The sequence below is a fragment of the Xanthomonas bonasiae genome, from assembly GCF_017163705.1.
GTDB classification, from domain to species: Bacteria; Pseudomonadota; Gammaproteobacteria; order Xanthomonadales; family Xanthomonadaceae; genus Xanthomonas_A; species Xanthomonas_A bonasiae.
In genome coordinates, this window is record NZ_JAFIWB010000020.1 from 86155 (window position 1) to 102945 (window position 16791).

The 16791-nt window shown below is 71.8% G+C and carries 13 protein-coding genes; 8 read left to right on the forward strand and 5 right to left on the reverse strand.

What is annotated here, in order from left to right:
* Window position 1: 1 nt before the first annotated feature.
* Together JR064_RS16080 and JR064_RS16085 are read left to right on the forward strand one after the other, a co-directional pair.
* Complete coding sequence (locus JR064_RS16080; protein WP_179569239.1) at window positions 2-352, forward strand: SH3 domain-containing protein; 351 nt, start codon at window positions 2-4, stop codon at window positions 350-352.
* The gene (locus JR064_RS16085) at window positions 349-1779 is read left to right on the forward strand and encodes a dihydrolipoamide acetyltransferase family protein (RefSeq protein ID WP_206230410.1); all 1431 of its coding nucleotides are present in this window, start codon (window positions 349-351) and stop codon (window positions 1777-1779) included. Before JR064_RS16080 ends, JR064_RS16085 begins: the two co-directional genes overlap by 4 nt.
* Before the next feature lie 46 nt (window positions 1780-1825).
* Here the strand turns inward: JR064_RS16085 and JR064_RS16090 are convergent, their stop codons facing one another.
* Window positions 1826-2518, reverse strand: coding sequence for a hypothetical protein (locus JR064_RS16090; RefSeq protein WP_206230411.1), 693 nt, complete (start codon window positions 2516-2518; stop codon window positions 1826-1828).
* A gap of 708 nt (window positions 2519-3226) precedes the next feature.
* Here JR064_RS16090 and JR064_RS16095 point away from each other — a divergent pair.
* Together JR064_RS16095 and JR064_RS16100 are read left to right on the forward strand one after the other, a co-directional pair.
* Window positions 3227-4801: a M4 family metallopeptidase gene (locus JR064_RS16095; RefSeq protein ID WP_206230412.1), complete on the forward strand. Its 1575-nt coding sequence runs from the start codon at window positions 3227-3229 to the stop codon at window positions 4799-4801.
* A gap of 421 nt (window positions 4802-5222) precedes the next feature.
* The gene (locus JR064_RS16100; protein WP_206230413.1) at window positions 5223-6491 is read left to right on the forward strand and encodes a DEAD/DEAH box helicase; all 1269 of its coding nucleotides are present in this window, start codon (window positions 5223-5225) and stop codon (window positions 6489-6491) included.
* A 260-nt stretch (window positions 6492-6751) separates the two neighbouring features.
* Here the strand turns inward: JR064_RS16100 and JR064_RS16105 are convergent, their stop codons facing one another.
* Complete coding sequence (locus JR064_RS16105) at window positions 6752-7075, reverse strand: DUF6172 family protein (RefSeq protein ID WP_009584587.1); 324 nt, start codon at window positions 7073-7075, stop codon at window positions 6752-6754.
* A 199-nt stretch (window positions 7076-7274) separates the two neighbouring features.
* On the opposite strand from JR064_RS16105, the gene JR064_RS16110 reads away from it, so the two are divergent.
* Window positions 7275-8036 carry an SDR family NAD(P)-dependent oxidoreductase gene (locus JR064_RS16110; RefSeq protein ID WP_206230414.1) on the forward strand — a complete coding sequence of 254 codons (762 nt, stop codon included), beginning with the start codon at window positions 7275-7277 and terminating at the stop codon, window positions 8034-8036.
* A 488-nt stretch (window positions 8037-8524) separates the two neighbouring features.
* Here JR064_RS16110 and JR064_RS16115 read toward each other — a convergent pair whose 3' ends face one another.
* Complete coding sequence (locus JR064_RS16115; RefSeq protein WP_206230415.1) at window positions 8525-9160, reverse strand: Rossmann-fold NAD(P)-binding domain-containing protein; 636 nt, start codon at window positions 9158-9160, stop codon at window positions 8525-8527.
* A gap of 389 nt (window positions 9161-9549) precedes the next feature.
* On the opposite strand from JR064_RS16115, the gene JR064_RS16120 reads away from it, so the two are divergent.
* Both JR064_RS16120 and JR064_RS16125 read left to right on the forward strand, forming a co-directional pair.
* Window positions 9550-10476, forward strand: a complete 927-nt coding sequence (locus tag JR064_RS16120) for a carbohydrate kinase family protein (RefSeq protein ID WP_206230416.1) — start codon at window positions 9550-9552, stop codon at window positions 10474-10476.
* 424 nt (window positions 10477-10900) lie between these two features.
* Window positions 10901-12511, forward strand: a complete 1611-nt coding sequence (locus JR064_RS16125; RefSeq protein WP_206230417.1) for a GGDEF domain-containing protein — start codon at window positions 10901-10903, stop codon at window positions 12509-12511.
* A 94-nt stretch (window positions 12512-12605) separates the two neighbouring features.
* Here JR064_RS16125 and JR064_RS16130 read toward each other — a convergent pair whose 3' ends face one another.
* Together JR064_RS16130 and JR064_RS16135 are read right to left on the reverse strand one after the other, a co-directional pair.
* Complete coding sequence (locus JR064_RS16130; protein WP_206230418.1) at window positions 12606-13511, reverse strand: DUF808 domain-containing protein; 906 nt, start codon at window positions 13509-13511, stop codon at window positions 12606-12608.
* A gap of 133 nt (window positions 13512-13644) precedes the next feature.
* A complete protein-coding gene (locus JR064_RS16135; protein ID WP_206230419.1) occupies window positions 13645-14400 on the reverse strand; it encodes a DUF808 family protein in 756 nt (251 codons plus the stop codon).
* A 149-nt stretch (window positions 14401-14549) separates the two neighbouring features.
* Between JR064_RS16135 and JR064_RS16140 the strand changes: the two genes are divergently transcribed.
* Window positions 14550-16178: a dihydroxyacetone kinase subunit DhaK gene (locus JR064_RS16140; RefSeq protein ID WP_179569269.1), complete on the forward strand. Its 1629-nt coding sequence runs from the start codon at window positions 14550-14552 to the stop codon at window positions 16176-16178.
* Window positions 16179-16791 lie beyond the last annotated feature (613 nt).

The window sequence follows — 16791 nt, forward strand, 5'->3', positions numbered from 1 at the left end:
CATGCAGGCGCGCCTGCTCAGCGATTACCGCGCCGCCTACCCGCACCCGATCCGCTTCGCCGCCGGCGAGCGGGTGGTGCTGGGCGTGCGCGACGAGGAATGGCCCGCCTTCGTCTGGACCACGACCGCGGCCGGCAACGCCGGCTGGGCGCCGCTGGCCTGGCTGCGCGCCACCGGCGACGGCCACGCCGAAGCGCTGCGCGACTACGACGCGCGCGAACTGGATGCCGTGCAGGGCGACACCGTGACCCTGCACTACGAATACGGCGACTGGTGGTGGGCCGAGCGCGCCGATGGCGTGCAGGGCTGGCTGCCGGCGCGCGACCTGGAACTGCTGGAAGAGACCACATGAGCCAAACCAAGAACTTCAATCTGCCCGACCTGGGCGAAGGCCTGCCGGACGCCACCATCGTCGAATGGTTCGTCAAGGAAGGCGACACCATCCAGCTCGACGAGCCGCTGGTGTCGATGGAAACCGCCAAGGCAGTGGTCGAAGTGCCCTCGCCGGTGTCGGGCAAGGTGCTGAAGCTGGCCGGTGCGCCGGGCGACATCGTCGTCACCGGCAGCATGCTGGCGCAGTTCGCGCCCGACGCCAGCATGCCGCAGCGCGCCGAAGGCCAGGACACCGGCCACCACCACGGCGGCCCCGCGCCGGCCGGCCCGGGCAAGGGCGCCGGCGCCGATGCGCCGGGCGACAACGACCGCGTCATCGCCTCCGACACCGGCGGCGAACTGCGCGACGCCGACGCGGCACCAGGCGATGGCGCACGCGACGACGCCGGCACCGTGGTCGGCGCGATGCAGAGCTCCAACGCCGTGCACAGCGAGCGCACGGTCTCGGTCGGCGGGGTCCGCGCGATGCCGTCGGTGCGCGCGCTGGCAAAGAAACTGGGCGTGGACCTGGCACGGGTGCGCGCCAGCGGCGGCGACGGCGCAGTGACCCTGGCCGACGTGAAGCAGGCGGCAGCGAACGGTTCGGCCGGTGTAGGAGCGGCTTCAGCCGCGACCACACGCCCACCGCAAGCCGCCGCTGAAGCCGCTCCGACAACAGCAACAACGGCAGCAATCCCGACGTCGTCACGCACGCCGCTGTCCGCCACCGGCAAGCCGATGCGCACGCAGCCGCCGGGCCCCGCCGCGCACGGCCAGCCCGAGCCGCTCAAGGGCGTGCGCCGCAACATGGCGCGGGTGATGGCGCAGGCGCATCGCGAGGTGGTGCTGACCACGCTCAACGACGACGCCGACGTCCACGCCTGGGCCCCGGGCAACGACATGACCGTGCGCCTGGTGCGCGCGATCGTCGCCGCCTGCCAGGCGGTGCCGGCGCTCAATGCCTGGTTCGACGGCGACGCGCTGACCCGCACCCTGCACGCGCAGGTCGACATCGGCATCGCCGTGGACACCGACGACGGCCTGTTCGTGCCGGCGCTGCGCAATGCCGACATGCTCGACGCGCGCGGCATCCGCGAAGGCGTCAACCGCCTGCGCCAGCAGGTGGAGACGCGCAGCATCGCCGCGTCCGAACTGAGCGGCTACACCATCTCGCTGTCCAACTTCGGCATGTTCGCCGGCCGCTACGCCACCCCGATCGTGGTGCCGCCGTGCGTGGCGATCGTCGCCGCCGGCCGCGCCCGCCACCAACTGGTGCCGGTGATGGGCGGCGTGGAAACGCACAAGCTGCTGCCGCTGTCGCTGAGCTTCGACCACCGCGCCTGCACCGGCGGCGAGGCGGCGCGCTTCTTGCGCGCGATGATCGACGATCTGGCCCTGCCCGGCTGAGCGAACCGCGCCGCCGCCTCGCGACGAGGCGGCGGCGCTGCCCCCATCAGTTGCGCTCGTCGAAGGCCTGGATCACCTGCAGCGCCACCTCGGCCACGCCGCGGGCCTGCTGCAACTGCACCAGCGCCGCATGCGCGGCCTCGACCGAGCCGTAGCCGATCACCGCGCTGCCGTCGATCGCCGAGGCGTAGACCAGGGTGCCGCCGGTCCTGTGCGCCAGCGCTTCGACCACGGCCGGCGTGGTCCCGAACAGCTTGAGCTTGGGCGCGACCAGCACGGTCTGCTCGGTCAGCTCGTTGATCGCCGCGGCCAGCCGTTCGTCCTGCCTGGACGGATCGCGTGGTACCGGCGCCGCGTTGCGCGCATCGCGCCCGAGCAGGATCGCGTACGGACCGATCTGCGCCACCACCCCGTCGGCGGCAGGCACCCTGCGCCGATCGCGCAGGCCAGCGTCGGCACGCAGTCGCACCACCGCGCCAGGGATCAGCCGATAGGTGGAATGACCGAAGCTGAAACGCGCGCCGGTGGCCGCCTGCCGCAGCGCCTGGATATCCGGCGCCTGCGCCGACAGCGGCGGCGCGGCCAGCACGACCGCGGCAAATGCCATCCCCAGCACGCGGCGCGCGAGGCAGCCACGCAGGCGATGGCGCGCCGTGGCGACGGACGAACGCCGCGGCCGGGACGCGCGTACCGCCGCGGCGAATGCAGCCGAGATCGGCCGCAGGAGCGAAGAGGTCATGGCGTTGCGATCCCCGGGGGAAGGAAAGACACGCGTCGGCACCAGCAACGCACCGACGAAACGCGGCCGATATATAGCAATCCGGAGTTCGCGGCGGCAATCGCCAATGGTCCCAACAGTGACTTGCCACGCATTTTGGATCGCCCATGTCTACCGATTAACTGCACTCCCACCGCGAAGGCCGTACGCCAGCGTTTTACAGTACGCGAAAGTACGTAAATCAAGCTTCCACACTGTGCGCGATTCGCCAGAAAACGGCTGATTTTTCGCACGTTTTCTTGACTTCCCCAGGACTCGCCCCGCTCTCGCCGCAGCGCTGCTTGCACTCCTGCCGGCAGCACCTCCCATACGGACGAAAGGCAGCCCGATTATCTTTTTCAGTGCTTGTACGCACTAACCTTTATGTGCGTTTGGCGCAGTCGCAGCCCACACCGTCGACGCCACCCGCTCCGCACGCAGCGCCATGCGGCGTAGCGCCCTGGCGCGCGTGCGCGAGTCGCACATCCAGCTTCCCATCCCAAATCGAAAGCCTGAACAAACGCTGTCTACCACGGCCCGTAACCGCGTCGTTATGGTCGTTGCCAGGGGGACGGCACCGCGCCATTGGCCGCAACGCCGCCGCACTTCCGCACACAACCGCAACCACCGTGGCCGCCATGCGCAGCCGCGCCGGCACGACATTCCCTATCACTTGCGAGGAACTCGAAGATGCCCCAGTCCATCCGCCGCCACCGCCCGCTCGCGCTGCTGTCGCCGTTGCTGCTCGCCCTCGCCGCCACCTCCGCCACGGCCGCCGAGCGCGTGGACCTGCACGGCAAGGATCTCGGCACGCTCAACGTGCAGTACAAGGCCGCCACCACCAGCCTGGGCGGCGTGCCCGCCGCGGCCGCGGTGCGCCATGCCGAACTGATCGGCCTGGATGCCGAGTCCGCGCTGAGCCTGCTGAGCAGCAGCACCGACGACGACGGCACCGTGCACAGCCGCTACCAGCAGACCTTCCGCGGCGTGCCGATCTGGGGCGAACACGTCGTGGTCAGCGAGCGCAGCGACGGCAGCGTGCGCAGCCTGTTCGGACGCTCGGTGGCGGGCCTGGCCAGCGAGCTGCCGGCCACGACCACCGCGGCGGCCAGCGCGTTGCTGCCGGCCAACCGCGCACTGGACGTGGCCAAGCGCGCCGCGCTTGGCGAGGCGCTGGCCGCGCGCCGCATCGAGCGCGCGCAGGCGCCGCAGATGATCTACCTGGACGACGACGACCGCGCACACGTGGCCTACGTGGTGTCGTTCTTCGCCGATGCGCCGCAGGGCGGCGCGCCGACCCGGCCGTTCGTGATCGTCGATGCGCGCAGCGGCGCGATCCTGCGGCAGTGGGACGGCCTGACCACCCGCGACGCCACCGGCCCCGGCGGCAACGCCAAGACCGGGCAGTACGAATACGGCACCAGCGGCAGCATCCACGGCTTCCTCGAGGTGGACGACAGCTGCCGCATGCAGAACAGCACGGTCAAGTCGGTGAACCTCAACGGCGGCACCTCCGGCAGCACCGCCTACCAGTTCGCCTGCCCGCGCAACACCTACAAGGCCATCAACGGCGCCTATTCGCCGATCAACGACGCGCACTACTTCGGCGGCATCATCGAGAAGATGTACCGCGCCTATGCCGGCGTGGCGCCGCTGAGCTTCCAGCTGGTGATGCGGGTGCACTACAGCACGCGCTACGAGAACGCGTTCTGGAACGGTTCGACGATGACCTTCGGCGACGGCAGCACCCGCTTCTATCCGCTGGTCAGCATCGACGTGGCCGGCCACGAGGTCTCGCACGGCTTCACCGAACAGAACTCCGGCCTCACCTACTCCGGCCAGTCCGGCGGCATCAACGAAGCGTATTCGGACATCGCCGGCGAGGCGACCGAGTACTACCTCAAGGGCAGCAACGATTTCCTGGTCGGCCCGGAGATCTTCAAGTCCAACGGCGCGCTGCGCTACATGGCCAATCCGCCGCAGGACGGCTCCTCGATCGACAACGCCGCCAACTACCGCAGCGGGCTGGACGTGCACTACTCCTCCGGCGTCTACAACAAGGCGTTCTACAAGCTGGCCACCACCTCCGGCTGGAACACGCGCACCGCCTTCGAGGTGTTCGCCCGCGCCAACCGCCTGTACTGGACCCCGAGCACCAGCTTCAACAGCGGCGCCTGCGGCGTGCGCACCGCGGCCAGCGACCTGGGCCGCTCGGTGGCGGCGGTGACCGCCGCGTTCAGTGCGGTCGGCGTGACCTGCCAGTAAGCGCGGCGACCGGCACTACCCGCCGCACGGCCATCCCGGGAAGGATGTCCGTGCGGCAGCGTGGCAACGCGGCCTCGCAAGGAAGTCCGCGCACCGCGCTATCGCCACTGCGCATGGCGAGGCGCCGGCGCACGGTGTTGCCACGCACGACCGGTTCGGCAGCGATCAAGCACGCCGCCAGGTTTTCCGCACGTCGCCTTGCCTGCAGCAGCGGCGATCGCGACCGCTTCGCGCATGACGCCAGGGCATGCCGCAGCTGTCCGCTGCCCTGACCGAACGTCTCTCCAATGGCGGCAATTGGAAATCCGCAGGCGCGTACGCCTCGCATAGGCGTGCGGCTGCGGGTAGGCTGCGCGGCTACGTCCGCCGCGGAGCATCGCGACGGCATCGGTTCCGCCGCCCTCCTTCCGGACCTCGCTGCATGCCATTCGCCACGCTGGGCCTCGCCCCCGAGCTGCTGCCCGCGTTCTCCCGCGCGCTCGACGCCGCCGGCTATACCGCGCCCACCGCGATCCAGACACAGGCGATCGCGCCGATCCTGCGCGGCGACGATCTGCTGGCCTGCGCCGCGACCGGCTCGGGCAAGACCGCCGCGTTCGCGCTGCCGCTGCTGCAGCGCGCGGCGCTGGCGCCGGCCAGCCGCCGCGTGCGCGGTCTGGTGCTGGTGCCGACCCGCGAGTTGGCCGCGCAGGTCGGCGACACCCTGCAGGCGCTGGGCCGCTACCTGCCGCGGCGCGTCAAGGTGGCCACCGTCGCCGGCGGCGCCTCGATCAATCCGCAGATGCTGAAGCTGCGCGGCGGCGCCGACATCGTCGTGGCCACCCCGGGCCGGCTGCTCGATCTGGTCGCGCACAACGCCGTGGATCTGGGCGCGGTGGGCATCTTGGTGCTGGACGAAGCCGACCGCCTGCTGGCGCTGGGCTTCGAAGCCGAACTGGGCCGGATCCTGGCGTTGCTGCCGCGGCGCCGGCAGACCCTGCTGTTCTCGGCCACCTTCCCGGCCGAAGTGGAGGTGCTGGCGCGGCGCCTGCTGCGCGGACCGCGGCGCATCGGCGAGGACGCGGCCGCCGCGGCCCCGGCGACGATCCGCCAGCGCGCGATCGAGGTCGACAGCGCGCAGCGCACCGCGCTGCTGCGGCACCTGCTGCACAGCGAGGCCTGGCCGCAGGCGCTGGTGTTCGTGGCCAGCCAGCGCGGCGCCGACAACCTGGCCGAGAAGCTCGGCAAGACCGGCGTACTGGCGCAGCCGTTCCATGGCGAGCTGAGCCAGGGCCGCCGCAACCAGGCGCTGGCCGGCTTCAGGAGCGGCCAGGTGCAGGTCCTGGTCGCCACCGACGTGGCCGCGCGCGGATTGGACATCGCGCAGCTGCCGGTGGTAGTCAACTACGATTTGCCGCGCGCCACTGCCGATTACACCCACCGCATCGGCCGCACCGGGCGCGCCGGCGCCGACGGCCTGGCGGTGAGCTTCGTCGACGCGGCCAGCGAGGCGCACCTGCGCCTGATCGAAAAGCGCCAGCAGCTGCGCGTGCCGCGCGAGCGCGTCGCCGGTTTCGAACCGACGCAGACGGCCGCGCCCGCCGCCGCGACAGCGCCGCAGACCGGCGGCATCAAGGGCAAGCGCCCGAGCAAGAAGGACAAGCTGCGCGCGGCGACTGCGCAGGGCGGCGCGCTGCCTGCGAAGGAGTGACCGCGTTCGCGGCGCTGGTCGCGGCCGGTAGCGCGAGATGCGCGCGCTATTGCGCGCAGTGGCGGTTGCGAGCGATCCGATGCATTGCGCGCGCCGATCCTGTCGGTCGCGGCTGAAGCCGCTCCCACAGAAGCTGGCCGGCGTCACTGTAGGAGCGGCTTCAGCCGCGACACCAGCCGAACGCCCCCGCATCGATCAGCGCGGCCGATGGCCCGAAGGCCACCCGCCTCCGCTCCGGCAGGGAGCGGCGCCGCCCGCGCTCAATCGTCGAACGGATCGGCCACGGCGGCATCGCCCTGCGGTCGCGGCGTGCGCTTGCCCGGCTTGCTGCGGATTTCCACGTAGAACTGGGTGCCGCCCGTGGCGACCAACGCGTCGATCGAACGCAGCAGCTCGGCCGGCGGCACCACCGCGGCACTGGCTTCCTCGGCGCCGAACAGCGTATCGAAGTCCCAGTAGTCGGCGCCGGCCGGCAAGGTCTTGCGGCGTTCGCGGCGGATGTACTTGCGGATGTCGTGCTTGCTGGCGTCGAGCAGGCGGTCGGGGTGCTTGCCTTCGATGCGGAGCTGGTAGGTCTTCTTCACTGCGGGGAGGATCCTGAAAAGAGGGAACGCGGCGGCCGGCATGCGCGGCGCTGGCCGCGGGCCGCGGCGCGCGGGCAGGCCCGGCGGCCGGCCGCCTGCATGCGCGGCGGGCCGCCATGGTGCCAGAACCCGGCCCCGCGCTGCGGATTGGCCGATAATCGGTGCCCGGCGCATGCCGGCGCCGCCGCAGGAGTTGCCGATGACCGACCCTTCCGCCTTCGCGGGCTACCGCATCCTCGTCGCCGGCGCCAGCCGCGGCATCGGCCTGGCGATCGCCGACGCCTTCGCCCGCCGGGGCGCCGCGCTGGCGATCTGCGCGCGCAATCCCGCCGGCCTGGCCGAGGCAGCCGAACAGTTGCTGCGCCACGGCCATCCGGTGTCGCGGCTGACCTGCGACCTGGCCGATCCGGCGCAGATCCAGCGCTGGGTGGCGCACGCGGCCGACACCCTGGGCGGCATCGACGTGATGGTCAACAACGCCTCCGGCTACGGCCATGGCGACGACGACGCCAGCTGGCAGGCCGGGTTCGACATCGACCTGATGGCCGCGGTGCGCTGCAACCGCGCCGCGCTGCCGCTGCTGCGCGCCAGCCACCGCGCCTGCATCCTCAACATCAGCTCGATCAACGCGCTGCGGCCGACGCCGCGGGTGCCGGCGTACTCGGCGGCCAAGGCCGCGCTGAACTACTACACGACCACCCTGGCCGCGGAACTGGCGCGCGAACGGATCCGGGTCAACGCGATCGCGCCCGGCTCGATCGAATTCCCCGGCGGGCTGTGGGACCAGCGCCGCGCGCAGCAGCCGGAGCTGTACCGGCGCATCCGTGCCGCCATTCCGTTCGGCGACTTCGGCGCGCTCGAGGACGTCAGCAACGCCGCCCTGTTCCTGGCCTCGCCGCAGGCGCGCTGGATCACCGGTCAGGTGCTGGCGGTGGACGGCGGGCAGTCGCTGGGCGCCTGAGGGGTAAACGCCGGGAATGGGGAATGGGGAATCGTGGAGCGGGCGCGCGATCGCGCTGAGCATTGCGATCCAACCGCGCTTCGGAGTTGGCTGAACCACTGGAGGAGGGCGCTTGCCCCCCCTTTCGGGATCGGCCCCGGCGCTGCATGGAATCGGCAGGTCCACCGCTTCGTTCGCCGCCACTGATGGCCCGGGGGCGTGTCATCCCCCCCCAAGCAGATCGCGCCGCGCTTGCGCATGCACGAGGCAAGGAAGAGCGAGACAGGGCGGAACATGCTCCAGCCCGGGCGATGACGTAGCGCCGGGGGCGCGCAAGCGCGACGCAACCTGTTCGGGAAGCGATGACACGCACCAGGGCCTATTCACGCGATCGGGATAGGCCACACGGAGTCGCTACCGCAGGGACGTGCCACGGTTTGCCGAGTGCATTGCGGAAGGAACTCCGGGTGACCGTGGGCCGTCAGTTCCGACCGGTTCCGCAGCCACGATCATTCCGCCAGCTGCGCCGCGTCCACCACCTGCACCCCGGCGCGCGGATGCAGGGCGTGTTCGACCAGCGCGGCGGCGATGCGTTCGGCGGGGTTGATCCGGTAGCGCCGCGGCAGCAGCGGCCCAAGCATCCCGAGCACGACGGCAGCGGCGCGCTCGGCCGCGCGCGGTTGCGCGCGCTCGCCGCCGATCAGGCCCGGGCGCACCAATGCGAGCGACGGATAGCCCAGCGCCTGCAGGTCGCGCTCCAGTTCGCCCTTGACCCGGTTGTAGAACAGGCGCGAGCGCGGATCGGCGCCGAATGCCGAATTCAGCGCGAACGCGGTGGCGCCGTGCTGCCGCGCCAGCCGCGCGATCGCCAGCGGATAGGCGTGATCGACGCGACGGAACGCCTCGCGCGAGCCGGCCTGCTTCATCGTGGTGCCGAGCGCGCAGATCGCCGCGTCGGCCTGCCACCACGGCGCCTGCGCCGGCAATTGCGCGAAATCGACCAACGGGTTGTCCAGCTTGGCGTGCGCGACATCCAGCGCGCGCCGGGTCGGCGCGACCACCGCGCTGCACTCCGGCGCGGCAAGCAACTGCGCCAGCACATGCGAACCGACCAGGCCGGTGGCACCGGCGAGCAGGATCTTCATCGGAGCGTCCTTGGAGGCTGGCGAGGGAAGCAGCGACTATCGCAGGCGCGGCGGCAAGGCGCTGTCGGCACGGCGCCTGCGGCCGGCTTACAGATCCATGAGGCGCTTCGTGGCCGTCCCCTCGCCCCAACCCCGCTCGCGGTGGGAGAGGGGCTAACGGCTGTTCCTTCTCCCGTCGGGACCGTACCCCCTTTGCGGGGGAAGGTGCCCTGCAGGGGCGGATCAGGGTACGGGCGCAGCCTCGCACCCTCCGACACCAAGGCAGCGTGCGTGCACAAGCGCCCCGATCCCGCGGCGCCGCACATGGTCGCCGCGCTGCGGCTTGTACGCCACAATAGCCGCCCATCGCGCCGCGCCGGCGCCGCTGCAGCCAACCGAGGAGCCGTTCGATGTTCGTGGTGTGTGGAGAGGCCCTGTACGACATCTTCATCGACGGCTATGCCGGCACCTCGGTCGGCATGACCGCGCGACAGGGCGGCTCGCCGTTCAACGTGGCGATCGGCCTGGCCCGGCTCGGCACGCCGTCGGCGCTGTTCACCGGCCTGTCCACCGATCCGCTCGGCCGCCAGCTGCGCAGCACCCTGGAACGCGAAGGTGTGGCGCTGCAGCACTGCATCGACAAGCGCGAGGCGACCACCCTGGTGATGGTCGCGCTGGACGCGCAGGGCGTGCCCAACTATTCGTTCTACGGCACCGGCTGCGCCGACCGCGCGCTGACCGCGGCCGACCTGCCGGCGCTCGACGCCACGGTCGGCGGCCTGCATTTCGGCTCCTACACCCTGGTCGCCGAGACCACCGCCAGCACCTTCCAGGCCCTGGCCGAGCGCGAACGCGCGCAACGGCTGATCTCGCTGGATCCGAACGTGCGGCCGACGGTGGAACCGGACATGGCGGTGTGGCGCGCACGGCTGGCGCGCTGGATCGCGCTGGCGCACGTGGTCAAGGTGAGCCAGGAAGACATCGAGCTGCTGTATCCGCAGCAGGACCCGTTCGCGGTCGCGCGCAGCTGGCTGCAACAGGGTCCGTCGCTGGTGGTGATGACCCTGGGCGGCGACGGCGCGGTGGCCTGGCGCGGCGACGCCGAGGCGCGCGTGGCCGGCCGCGCGGTACAGGTCGCCGATACCGTCGGCGCCGGCGACAGCTTCCAGGCCGCGCTGCTGCACCAGCTGCCCGACCTGGCCGCGCTCGCCGCGCTGGACCCGTCGGCGCCGGCGCTGCAGCGCCTGCTGGACTTCTGCGTGGCCGCGGCGGCGATCAACTGCACCCGCGCCGGCGCCAACCCGCCCAGCCTGGACGAGGTCCGAGACGCGCTCTAGCGCGCGTCTCGAACCCCGAGCAGGTCGCGTGGGGTCTGTTCGGGGCGCCAGCCCGTGCTGCACGGCGCAGCGCCCGACGGGCGGTCAGGCACCGGCCGGCACCCGACTGCCGCACCCCGCCAGGCCGCCTGCTGCGCGCCCGCGGCGCTACGTCGTCGACCGGGCGTAGGCATTTCCACGCGTTCCCGCGCCCCCCGTTTCATGCACGCGCAAGAGCGGCGCGATGTGGGATCGGCCGGCGGCGCTTGGCCGCATGCGCGGCAAGAACGCGGGCAAGTGGACATCCGCCCACGCCGGGGCGATGGTAGGGCGTCCGCCGCCGGCTCAAGCGCACGCCGCCAGCGCCGATATCCTGTTCCTGAGTGTCGTCATGGGCGCCGCGGTTGCGGCGGGGCGGTGCGTTCTATTGGGAGGAAGCATCCGCATGCCGGATCAACGCGACGAGCCACCCGTCGGCGGACTGCGCAAGCTGTTGTCGCCGCGTCGCCGTGAACCGGCGGCGCCGGCCGCCTCCGCGGTGGCGCCACGCGGACATGGCCATGCCCGTGCGCATGGCCATGGCGCTGCGCCTGCGGCACCGGGCGAGCACGCCGATCCGGCCGCGGCCACCGCGGCGCTGATCCGCCTGTTCAACCACGCCCACCAGCCGCTGGAACTGCTGGTCGCCTTCGCCGACGGCATGGCCGGCCTGCACGGCGAACTCGGCGACATGGGCCGGCGCCTGCAATCGGCCGCCGCCAGCGGCGACTGGCCCAGCTACGGCCGCGCGCTGCGCCAGCTGATCGACAAATACATCCGCACCATCGACGTCGGCGATCCGCTGGCCGGGCCCAGCGACCCCGAACGCCTGCGCGACCTGCTGCGCCAGGCGATCGCCGGCGCGCTGGCCTCGCTGCTGCACAACCTGCCGGAACTGGCCAACGAATCGGAGGCCACCGGCGAGGCGCTGCGCCAATGGCGCCCGGGCCTGCCGCTGGAGCCGGTGGCGCAGCGCGTGCGCGAGCTGTGCCACCAGATCGCGCTGCGCGCCAGCGACAGCCAGGAGCAGCAGACGCTGTTGCTGGGCCTGTTCGACCTGCTGCTGGAAAACGTCGGCGAACTGCTCGACGACACCAGCTGGCTGCAGGGCCAGATCGCGGTGGTACGCGACATGATCAGCGGCCCGCTGGACCGCTATTCGATCGAGGAAGCGCGCGGCAGCCTGCGCGAGGTGATCTACAAGCAGGGCCTGCTGAAGCAGGGCATCGCCGAATCCAAGGAGGCGATGAAGGACATGATGGTGTCCTTCGTCGAGAACCTGGACGGCATGGCGATCAGCACCAGCGAATTCCACGACCGCATCGCCGACTACTCGCAGACCATCCGCGACGCGCGCAGCATCGCCGACCTCAACCGCCTGCTGCAGGAAGTGCTGCAGGACACCGGCCACGTGCAGCAGCAGGCGCTGCGCGCGCGCGACCACCTGATCGCCGCGCGCCAGGAAGTGGACGCCGCCGAGCAGCGCATCCTGCGCCTGGAACAGGAACTGCAGGACGTCAGCGGGCTGGTGCGGGTCGACCAGCTCACCGGCGCCCTCAACCGGCGCGGGCTGGACGAACTGTTCGTGCGCGAACTGGCGCGCACCGAGCGCAGTGCGCAGCCGCTGTGCGTGGCGATGCTGGACCTGGACGATTTCCGCAAGCTCAACGAGACCTACGGCCATCCCGGCGGCGACGCCGCGCTGCGCCACGTGGTCGAGGTGGCGCGCACCACGCTGCGCGGCAGCGACGCGATCGCCCGCTACGGCGGCGAGGAATTCCTGCTGCTGATGCCCGACTGCACCATCTTCGAAGCGTCCGCGGCGGTGACCCGGGTGCAGCGCGCGCTGGCCCAGCGCGCGGTGGTGCACGAAGACCAACGCGTGTTCGTCAGCTTCAGCGCCGGCGTGGCGATGCGCCGCACCGGCGAAACCCAGGACGTGCTGGTCAAGCGCGCCGACCGCGCCCTGTACGAGGCCAAGAAGGCGGGCAAGAACCGGGTGGTTTCAGCGGATTAGTGCCGGCGCATGCGCCGGCACGGGATTGGGGATTGGGCATTCGGGATTGGCAAAAGCGAGCGCTCCGCTCTTGCGAATCCCCAATCCCGAATCCCTACTCCCGGCCTTTCCGCAGCTTCTGAAACAGCACCACAACCCCCAGCACCAGCGCGCCGGCGACGATGCCGACCAGCGCGTTGCCCAGGTTGAGGACCACGCTGCCCCAGGCGCCCTGCGGCGCGATGCCTTCGAGGGCGTGGTGCAGCGGGCCGATGCTGTGCACCAGAATGCCGCCGCCGACCAGGAACATCGCCGCGGTGCCGGCGATCGACAGCACCCGCATCAGCCACGGCGCTAGCCACAGGATGCCGCGGCCGATCGCCGCGGCGGCGGCGCCCTTGCGGGTCAGGTACAGGCCCAGGTCGTCGAGCTTGACGATGCCGGCGACCAGGCCGTACACGCCGACCGTCATCGCCAGCGCGATCGCCACCAGCACCATGATCTGCTGGGAGAACGGCACTCCGGCGACCACGCCCAGCGACAGCACGATGATCTCCGCGGAGAGGATGAAATCGGTGCGGATCGCGCCCTTGATCTTGTCCTTTTCCAGCGCGACCACGTCCACCTTCGCGTCGGCCAGCGCCTGCAGCTGCTGCGCATGGCGCTGCGCGTCCTCGTCCTTGGAATGCAGGAAGCGGTGCGCCAGCTTCTCCACGCCCTCGAAGCACAGAAACGCCCCGCCGATCATCATCAGCGGGGTGATCGCCCACGGCAGCCAGGCGCTGATCGCCAGCGCCGCCGGCACCAGGATCGCCTTGTTGAGCAGCGAGCCCTTGGCCACCGCCCACACCACCGGCAACTCGCGGTCGGCGTTGACCCCGGTGACCTGCTGCGCGTTCAGCGCCAGGTCGTCGCCGAGCACGCCGGCGGTCTTCTTCGCCGCCACCTTGGTCAGGATCGACACGTCGTCGAGCAGCGAGGCGATATCGTCGAGCAGGGTGAACAGGCTGGCGCCGGCCATGCGGGGATTCCATTCGGGGGTGAGCGGGGATTCTCGCCGATTCCGCCGCGCGATGGGCCGGCGGCGGCGGATCGGCCGGCGCGGTGCGCCCCCGGTCGGTGCCGGCAAGCGCCGCGCGGCCCGCATTGCGCTACTAGATCAGGCTTTGGTTGGTGGAGGCGGATGAGCGAAACCCGTTCACCGCGCTGGTCACGAGCCCCACGCCGAGCGCGAGCGTCGCCACCAGGCCGAACCACGACAGCCCGCGCAACAGCCACGGCGCCAACGACAGCAGGACCCGGCCGGGCAACGCGACGCGACCGTGTTCCTCGCGCCCGGCCAGGTCCAGGCCCAGGCCGGCGAGCAGGACGACCCCCGCGATCGGCGCGTACATGACCACGGCGAGCAGGAACGCCGCCAGCACGATGAAGAGCACGCGCTCGACCGGGGGAAAAAGGAACGCGGCCAGACACGCCAGGGCGATGCACTGGGTCGATACGACCAGGTCGGTGCGCACCGCGCCCTTGAGCGCGGCCGCGATCCGCGCAGCGCCGTCCTGGCCGCGTTCGGCAGCCGGACGCCGCCATGACGACGCCACCCGCTCCAGGCCTTCGTAGCATTGGTAAGCGCCACACAGCTGTATCAGTGCCATGAGCGTCCACTCGAGCACGTTGTCGTAGTTGTCTGTGAGCAACGGCGGCCACGGCAGCAGCGCGCAGAGCGCCAGCAGCGCCAGCACCAGCAGCAGCTTGCCGCGCAGCCCGCGCTGGAACACCGTGCCGAGCAACGACCAGGCGCGTGCGATCTCCGCCTCGGCCGCCAGGCGCGTGCCCACCGGCGCCTGGCGTGCCGCGTCGTCCAACAGGGACGCCATCGCGTCGAACAGGGTGAACAGGCTGCTGCGGGCCACGTGTGCTCCTGCCGGAAAGGTCGGTGCCAGCGGGAATTCTCGTCGATTCCGCGGGCCCGGTGCGTGATCGCCGCCGCCGGGCCTCAGCCGCGCATAACGCCGGCTCGGCTAGCGTACGCGGCAGACACCTGCCACCGCGAAGGACCCCCATGGACCAGTTCCTCACCGCCCCGCGCGCGATCGTCGACGACGTGCTCGACGCCGTCGCCGCGCTGCAACCGCTGCTGCGCTCGGACCCCGCCAGCGGCACCCGCATCGTGCTGCAGGCCGAGCGCGATCCCGCCCAGGTCGCGGTGCTGTCCGGCGGCGGCGCCGGTCACGAGCCGGCGCATGCCGGCTTCGTCGGCCCGGGCATGCTCAGCGGCGCCATCGCCGGCGACCTGTTCGCCTCGCCGGGGGTGGAGGCGGTGCTGGCCGCGATCCGCGCCTGCGCCGACGCGCCCGGGGTGCTGCTGGTGATCAAGAACTACACCGGCGACCGGCTCAACTTCGGCCTGGCCGCCGAGCGCGCCCGCGCCGAAGGCATCGACGTGGCCAGCGTGCTGGTGGCCGACGACATCGCCCTGCCCGATGCCGCACAGCCGCGCGGCCTCGCCGGCACGGTGCTGGTGCACAAGTACGTCGGCCACCTGGCCCGCGAGGGCGTGGCGCTGGCCGAGCTGGCGCAGCGCGGCCAGGCCTTCGCCGACCGCCTGCTGTCGCTGGGCATGGCCCTGTCCAGCTGCACCGTGCCCGGCCAGCACGCCGGCCGCCGCGCGCCGGAGCTGGGCCTGGGCATCCACAACGAACCGGGCACGCGCAAGGTGCAGCCGGCCTCGGTCGAAGAGGCGCTGGCGCTGGTGCTGGACCCGCTGCTCGAACAAGCCGATGCGCGCTATGGCGCCGATGCGCCGCTGCTGCTGATGCTCAACGACCTGGGCGGCTGCTCCACCCAGGAACTGGGCGTACTGACCCGGCTGGCATTGCAGCGCATCGGCACCGAGCGGATCGCCTTGATGACGCTGCCGGCGGCGCTGATGACCTCGATGGACATGCACGGCTTCTCGATCACCCTGGCGCCGGCCGACACCGACGTGCTCGCCGCACTGCGCGCGCCGGTGCAGACCCTGGGCTGGCCCGGCGTGCGCGTGCCGCACGCACCCACCCACTTCGCGCCGGCGCTATTGCGCAGCGACGCGCACCGGCACGGCGCCCGCGACCCGCAACGCGGCGCGGCCCTGGCGCGGGTCGCGCAGGCGCTGATCGGCGCGCAGGCGGAGCTGGACGCGCTCGACGCGCAGACCGGCGATGGCGATGCCGGCAGCACCTTCGCCGCCGGCGCCCGCGCCCTGCAGCAGGCGCTGGACGAGGATGCGTTGGCGACCGGCGCGGCCGCACCGTTGGCGCACGGCCTGGCGGCGGCGATCGAACGCAGCATGGGCGGTTCCAGCGGCGTGCTGCTGTCGATCCTGTTCACCACCGCCGCGACCGAACTGGAGGCCGGGCACGGCTGGGTGCCGGCGCTGCAGGCCGGCGTGGCGCGGATGCAGCACTACGGCGGCGCGCAGCGCGGCGACCGGACCATGCTCGACGCGCTGCTGCCGGCGCTGGAGGCCTTGGCGCGCGGCGGCGGCACCGACGACGCGGCGCGCGCGGCACGTGCCGGCGCCGATGCCACCGCGCAGCTGAGCCAGGCCCGCGCCGGCCGCTCGGCCGCGGTGCCGGCGGACGCGCTGCGCGGCGTGGTCGATCCAGGCGCCGAGGCGGTGGCGCGCGCCTTCGCGGCGTGGGGCCGGTGACCGCCGGGAGCGCCCTCTGCCAGACGGGCGCGAACCTGTAGGAGCGGTTTCAACCGCGACGAACGGAGCTGGCCCGTTGCCTGGCCTCGGACGCAGTCGGGACTGAAGTCCCTCCCACAGTGCACCCACCCGGCGCGCGGCAGGTCTCTGTGGGAGCGACTTCAGCCGCGACGAACGGAGCCGGGAAGCGCGACGGCTTTGCGACCTGAGGCCAACGCTGCCGTTTTTTTGTAGGAGCGGCTTCAGCCGCGACACGCTCTACGGAGAATGCCTGTCGCGGCTGAAGCCGCTCCTACAAGGAACTGCGGTGCGTGGGTGCCGCGGGCGTCGATGCTGCGGTGGCGCGCGCCTTCGCGGCATGGGGCCGGTGACTGTCGGGAGCGCCCTCTGCCAGACGGGCGCGAACCTGTAGGAGCGGTTTCAACCGCGACGAGCGGAGCTGGCCCGTTGCCTGGCCTCGGACGCAGTCGGGACTGAAGTCCCTCCCACAGTCACCCAGCCGGCGCGCGGCAGATCCCTGTGGGAGCGACTTCAGTCGCGACGAACGGAGCCGGGAAGCGCGACGGCTTTGCGACCTGAGGCCAACGCTGCCGTTTTTTTGTAGGAGCGGCTT

What these genes read in the sequence shown, in the direction of transcription:
- JR064_RS16140 (WP_179569269.1), top strand. Translation starts at nt 14,550, where the DNA reads ATGGACCAGTTCCTCACCGCCCCGCGCGCGATCGTCGACGACGTGCTC.
- JR064_RS16130 (WP_206230418.1), bottom strand. Translation starts at nt 13,511, where the DNA reads ATGGCCGGCGCCAGCCTGTTCACCCTGCTCGACGATATCGCCTCGCTG.
- JR064_RS16085 (WP_206230410.1), top strand. Translation starts at nt 349, where the DNA reads ATGAGCCAAACCAAGAACTTCAATCTGCCCGACCTGGGCGAAGGCCTG.
- JR064_RS16115 (WP_206230415.1), bottom strand. Translation starts at nt 9,160, where the DNA reads ATGAAGATCCTGCTCGCCGGTGCCACCGGCCTGGTCGGTTCGCATGTG.
- JR064_RS16120 (WP_206230416.1), top strand. Translation starts at nt 9,550, where the DNA reads ATGTTCGTGGTGTGTGGAGAGGCCCTGTACGACATCTTCATCGACGGC.
- JR064_RS16110 (WP_206230414.1), top strand. Translation starts at nt 7,275, where the DNA reads ATGACCGACCCTTCCGCCTTCGCGGGCTACCGCATCCTCGTCGCCGGC.
- JR064_RS16080 (WP_179569239.1), top strand. Translation starts at nt 2, where the DNA reads ATGCAGGCGCGCCTGCTCAGCGATTACCGCGCCGCCTACCCGCACCCG.
- JR064_RS16090 (WP_206230411.1), bottom strand. Translation starts at nt 2,518, where the DNA reads ATGACCTCTTCGCTCCTGCGGCCGATCTCGGCTGCATTCGCCGCGGCG.
- JR064_RS16100 (WP_206230413.1), top strand. Translation starts at nt 5,223, where the DNA reads ATGCCATTCGCCACGCTGGGCCTCGCCCCCGAGCTGCTGCCCGCGTTC.
- JR064_RS16095 (WP_206230412.1), top strand. Translation starts at nt 3,227, where the DNA reads ATGCCCCAGTCCATCCGCCGCCACCGCCCGCTCGCGCTGCTGTCGCCG.
- JR064_RS16125 (WP_206230417.1), top strand. Translation starts at nt 10,901, where the DNA reads ATGCCGGATCAACGCGACGAGCCACCCGTCGGCGGACTGCGCAAGCTG.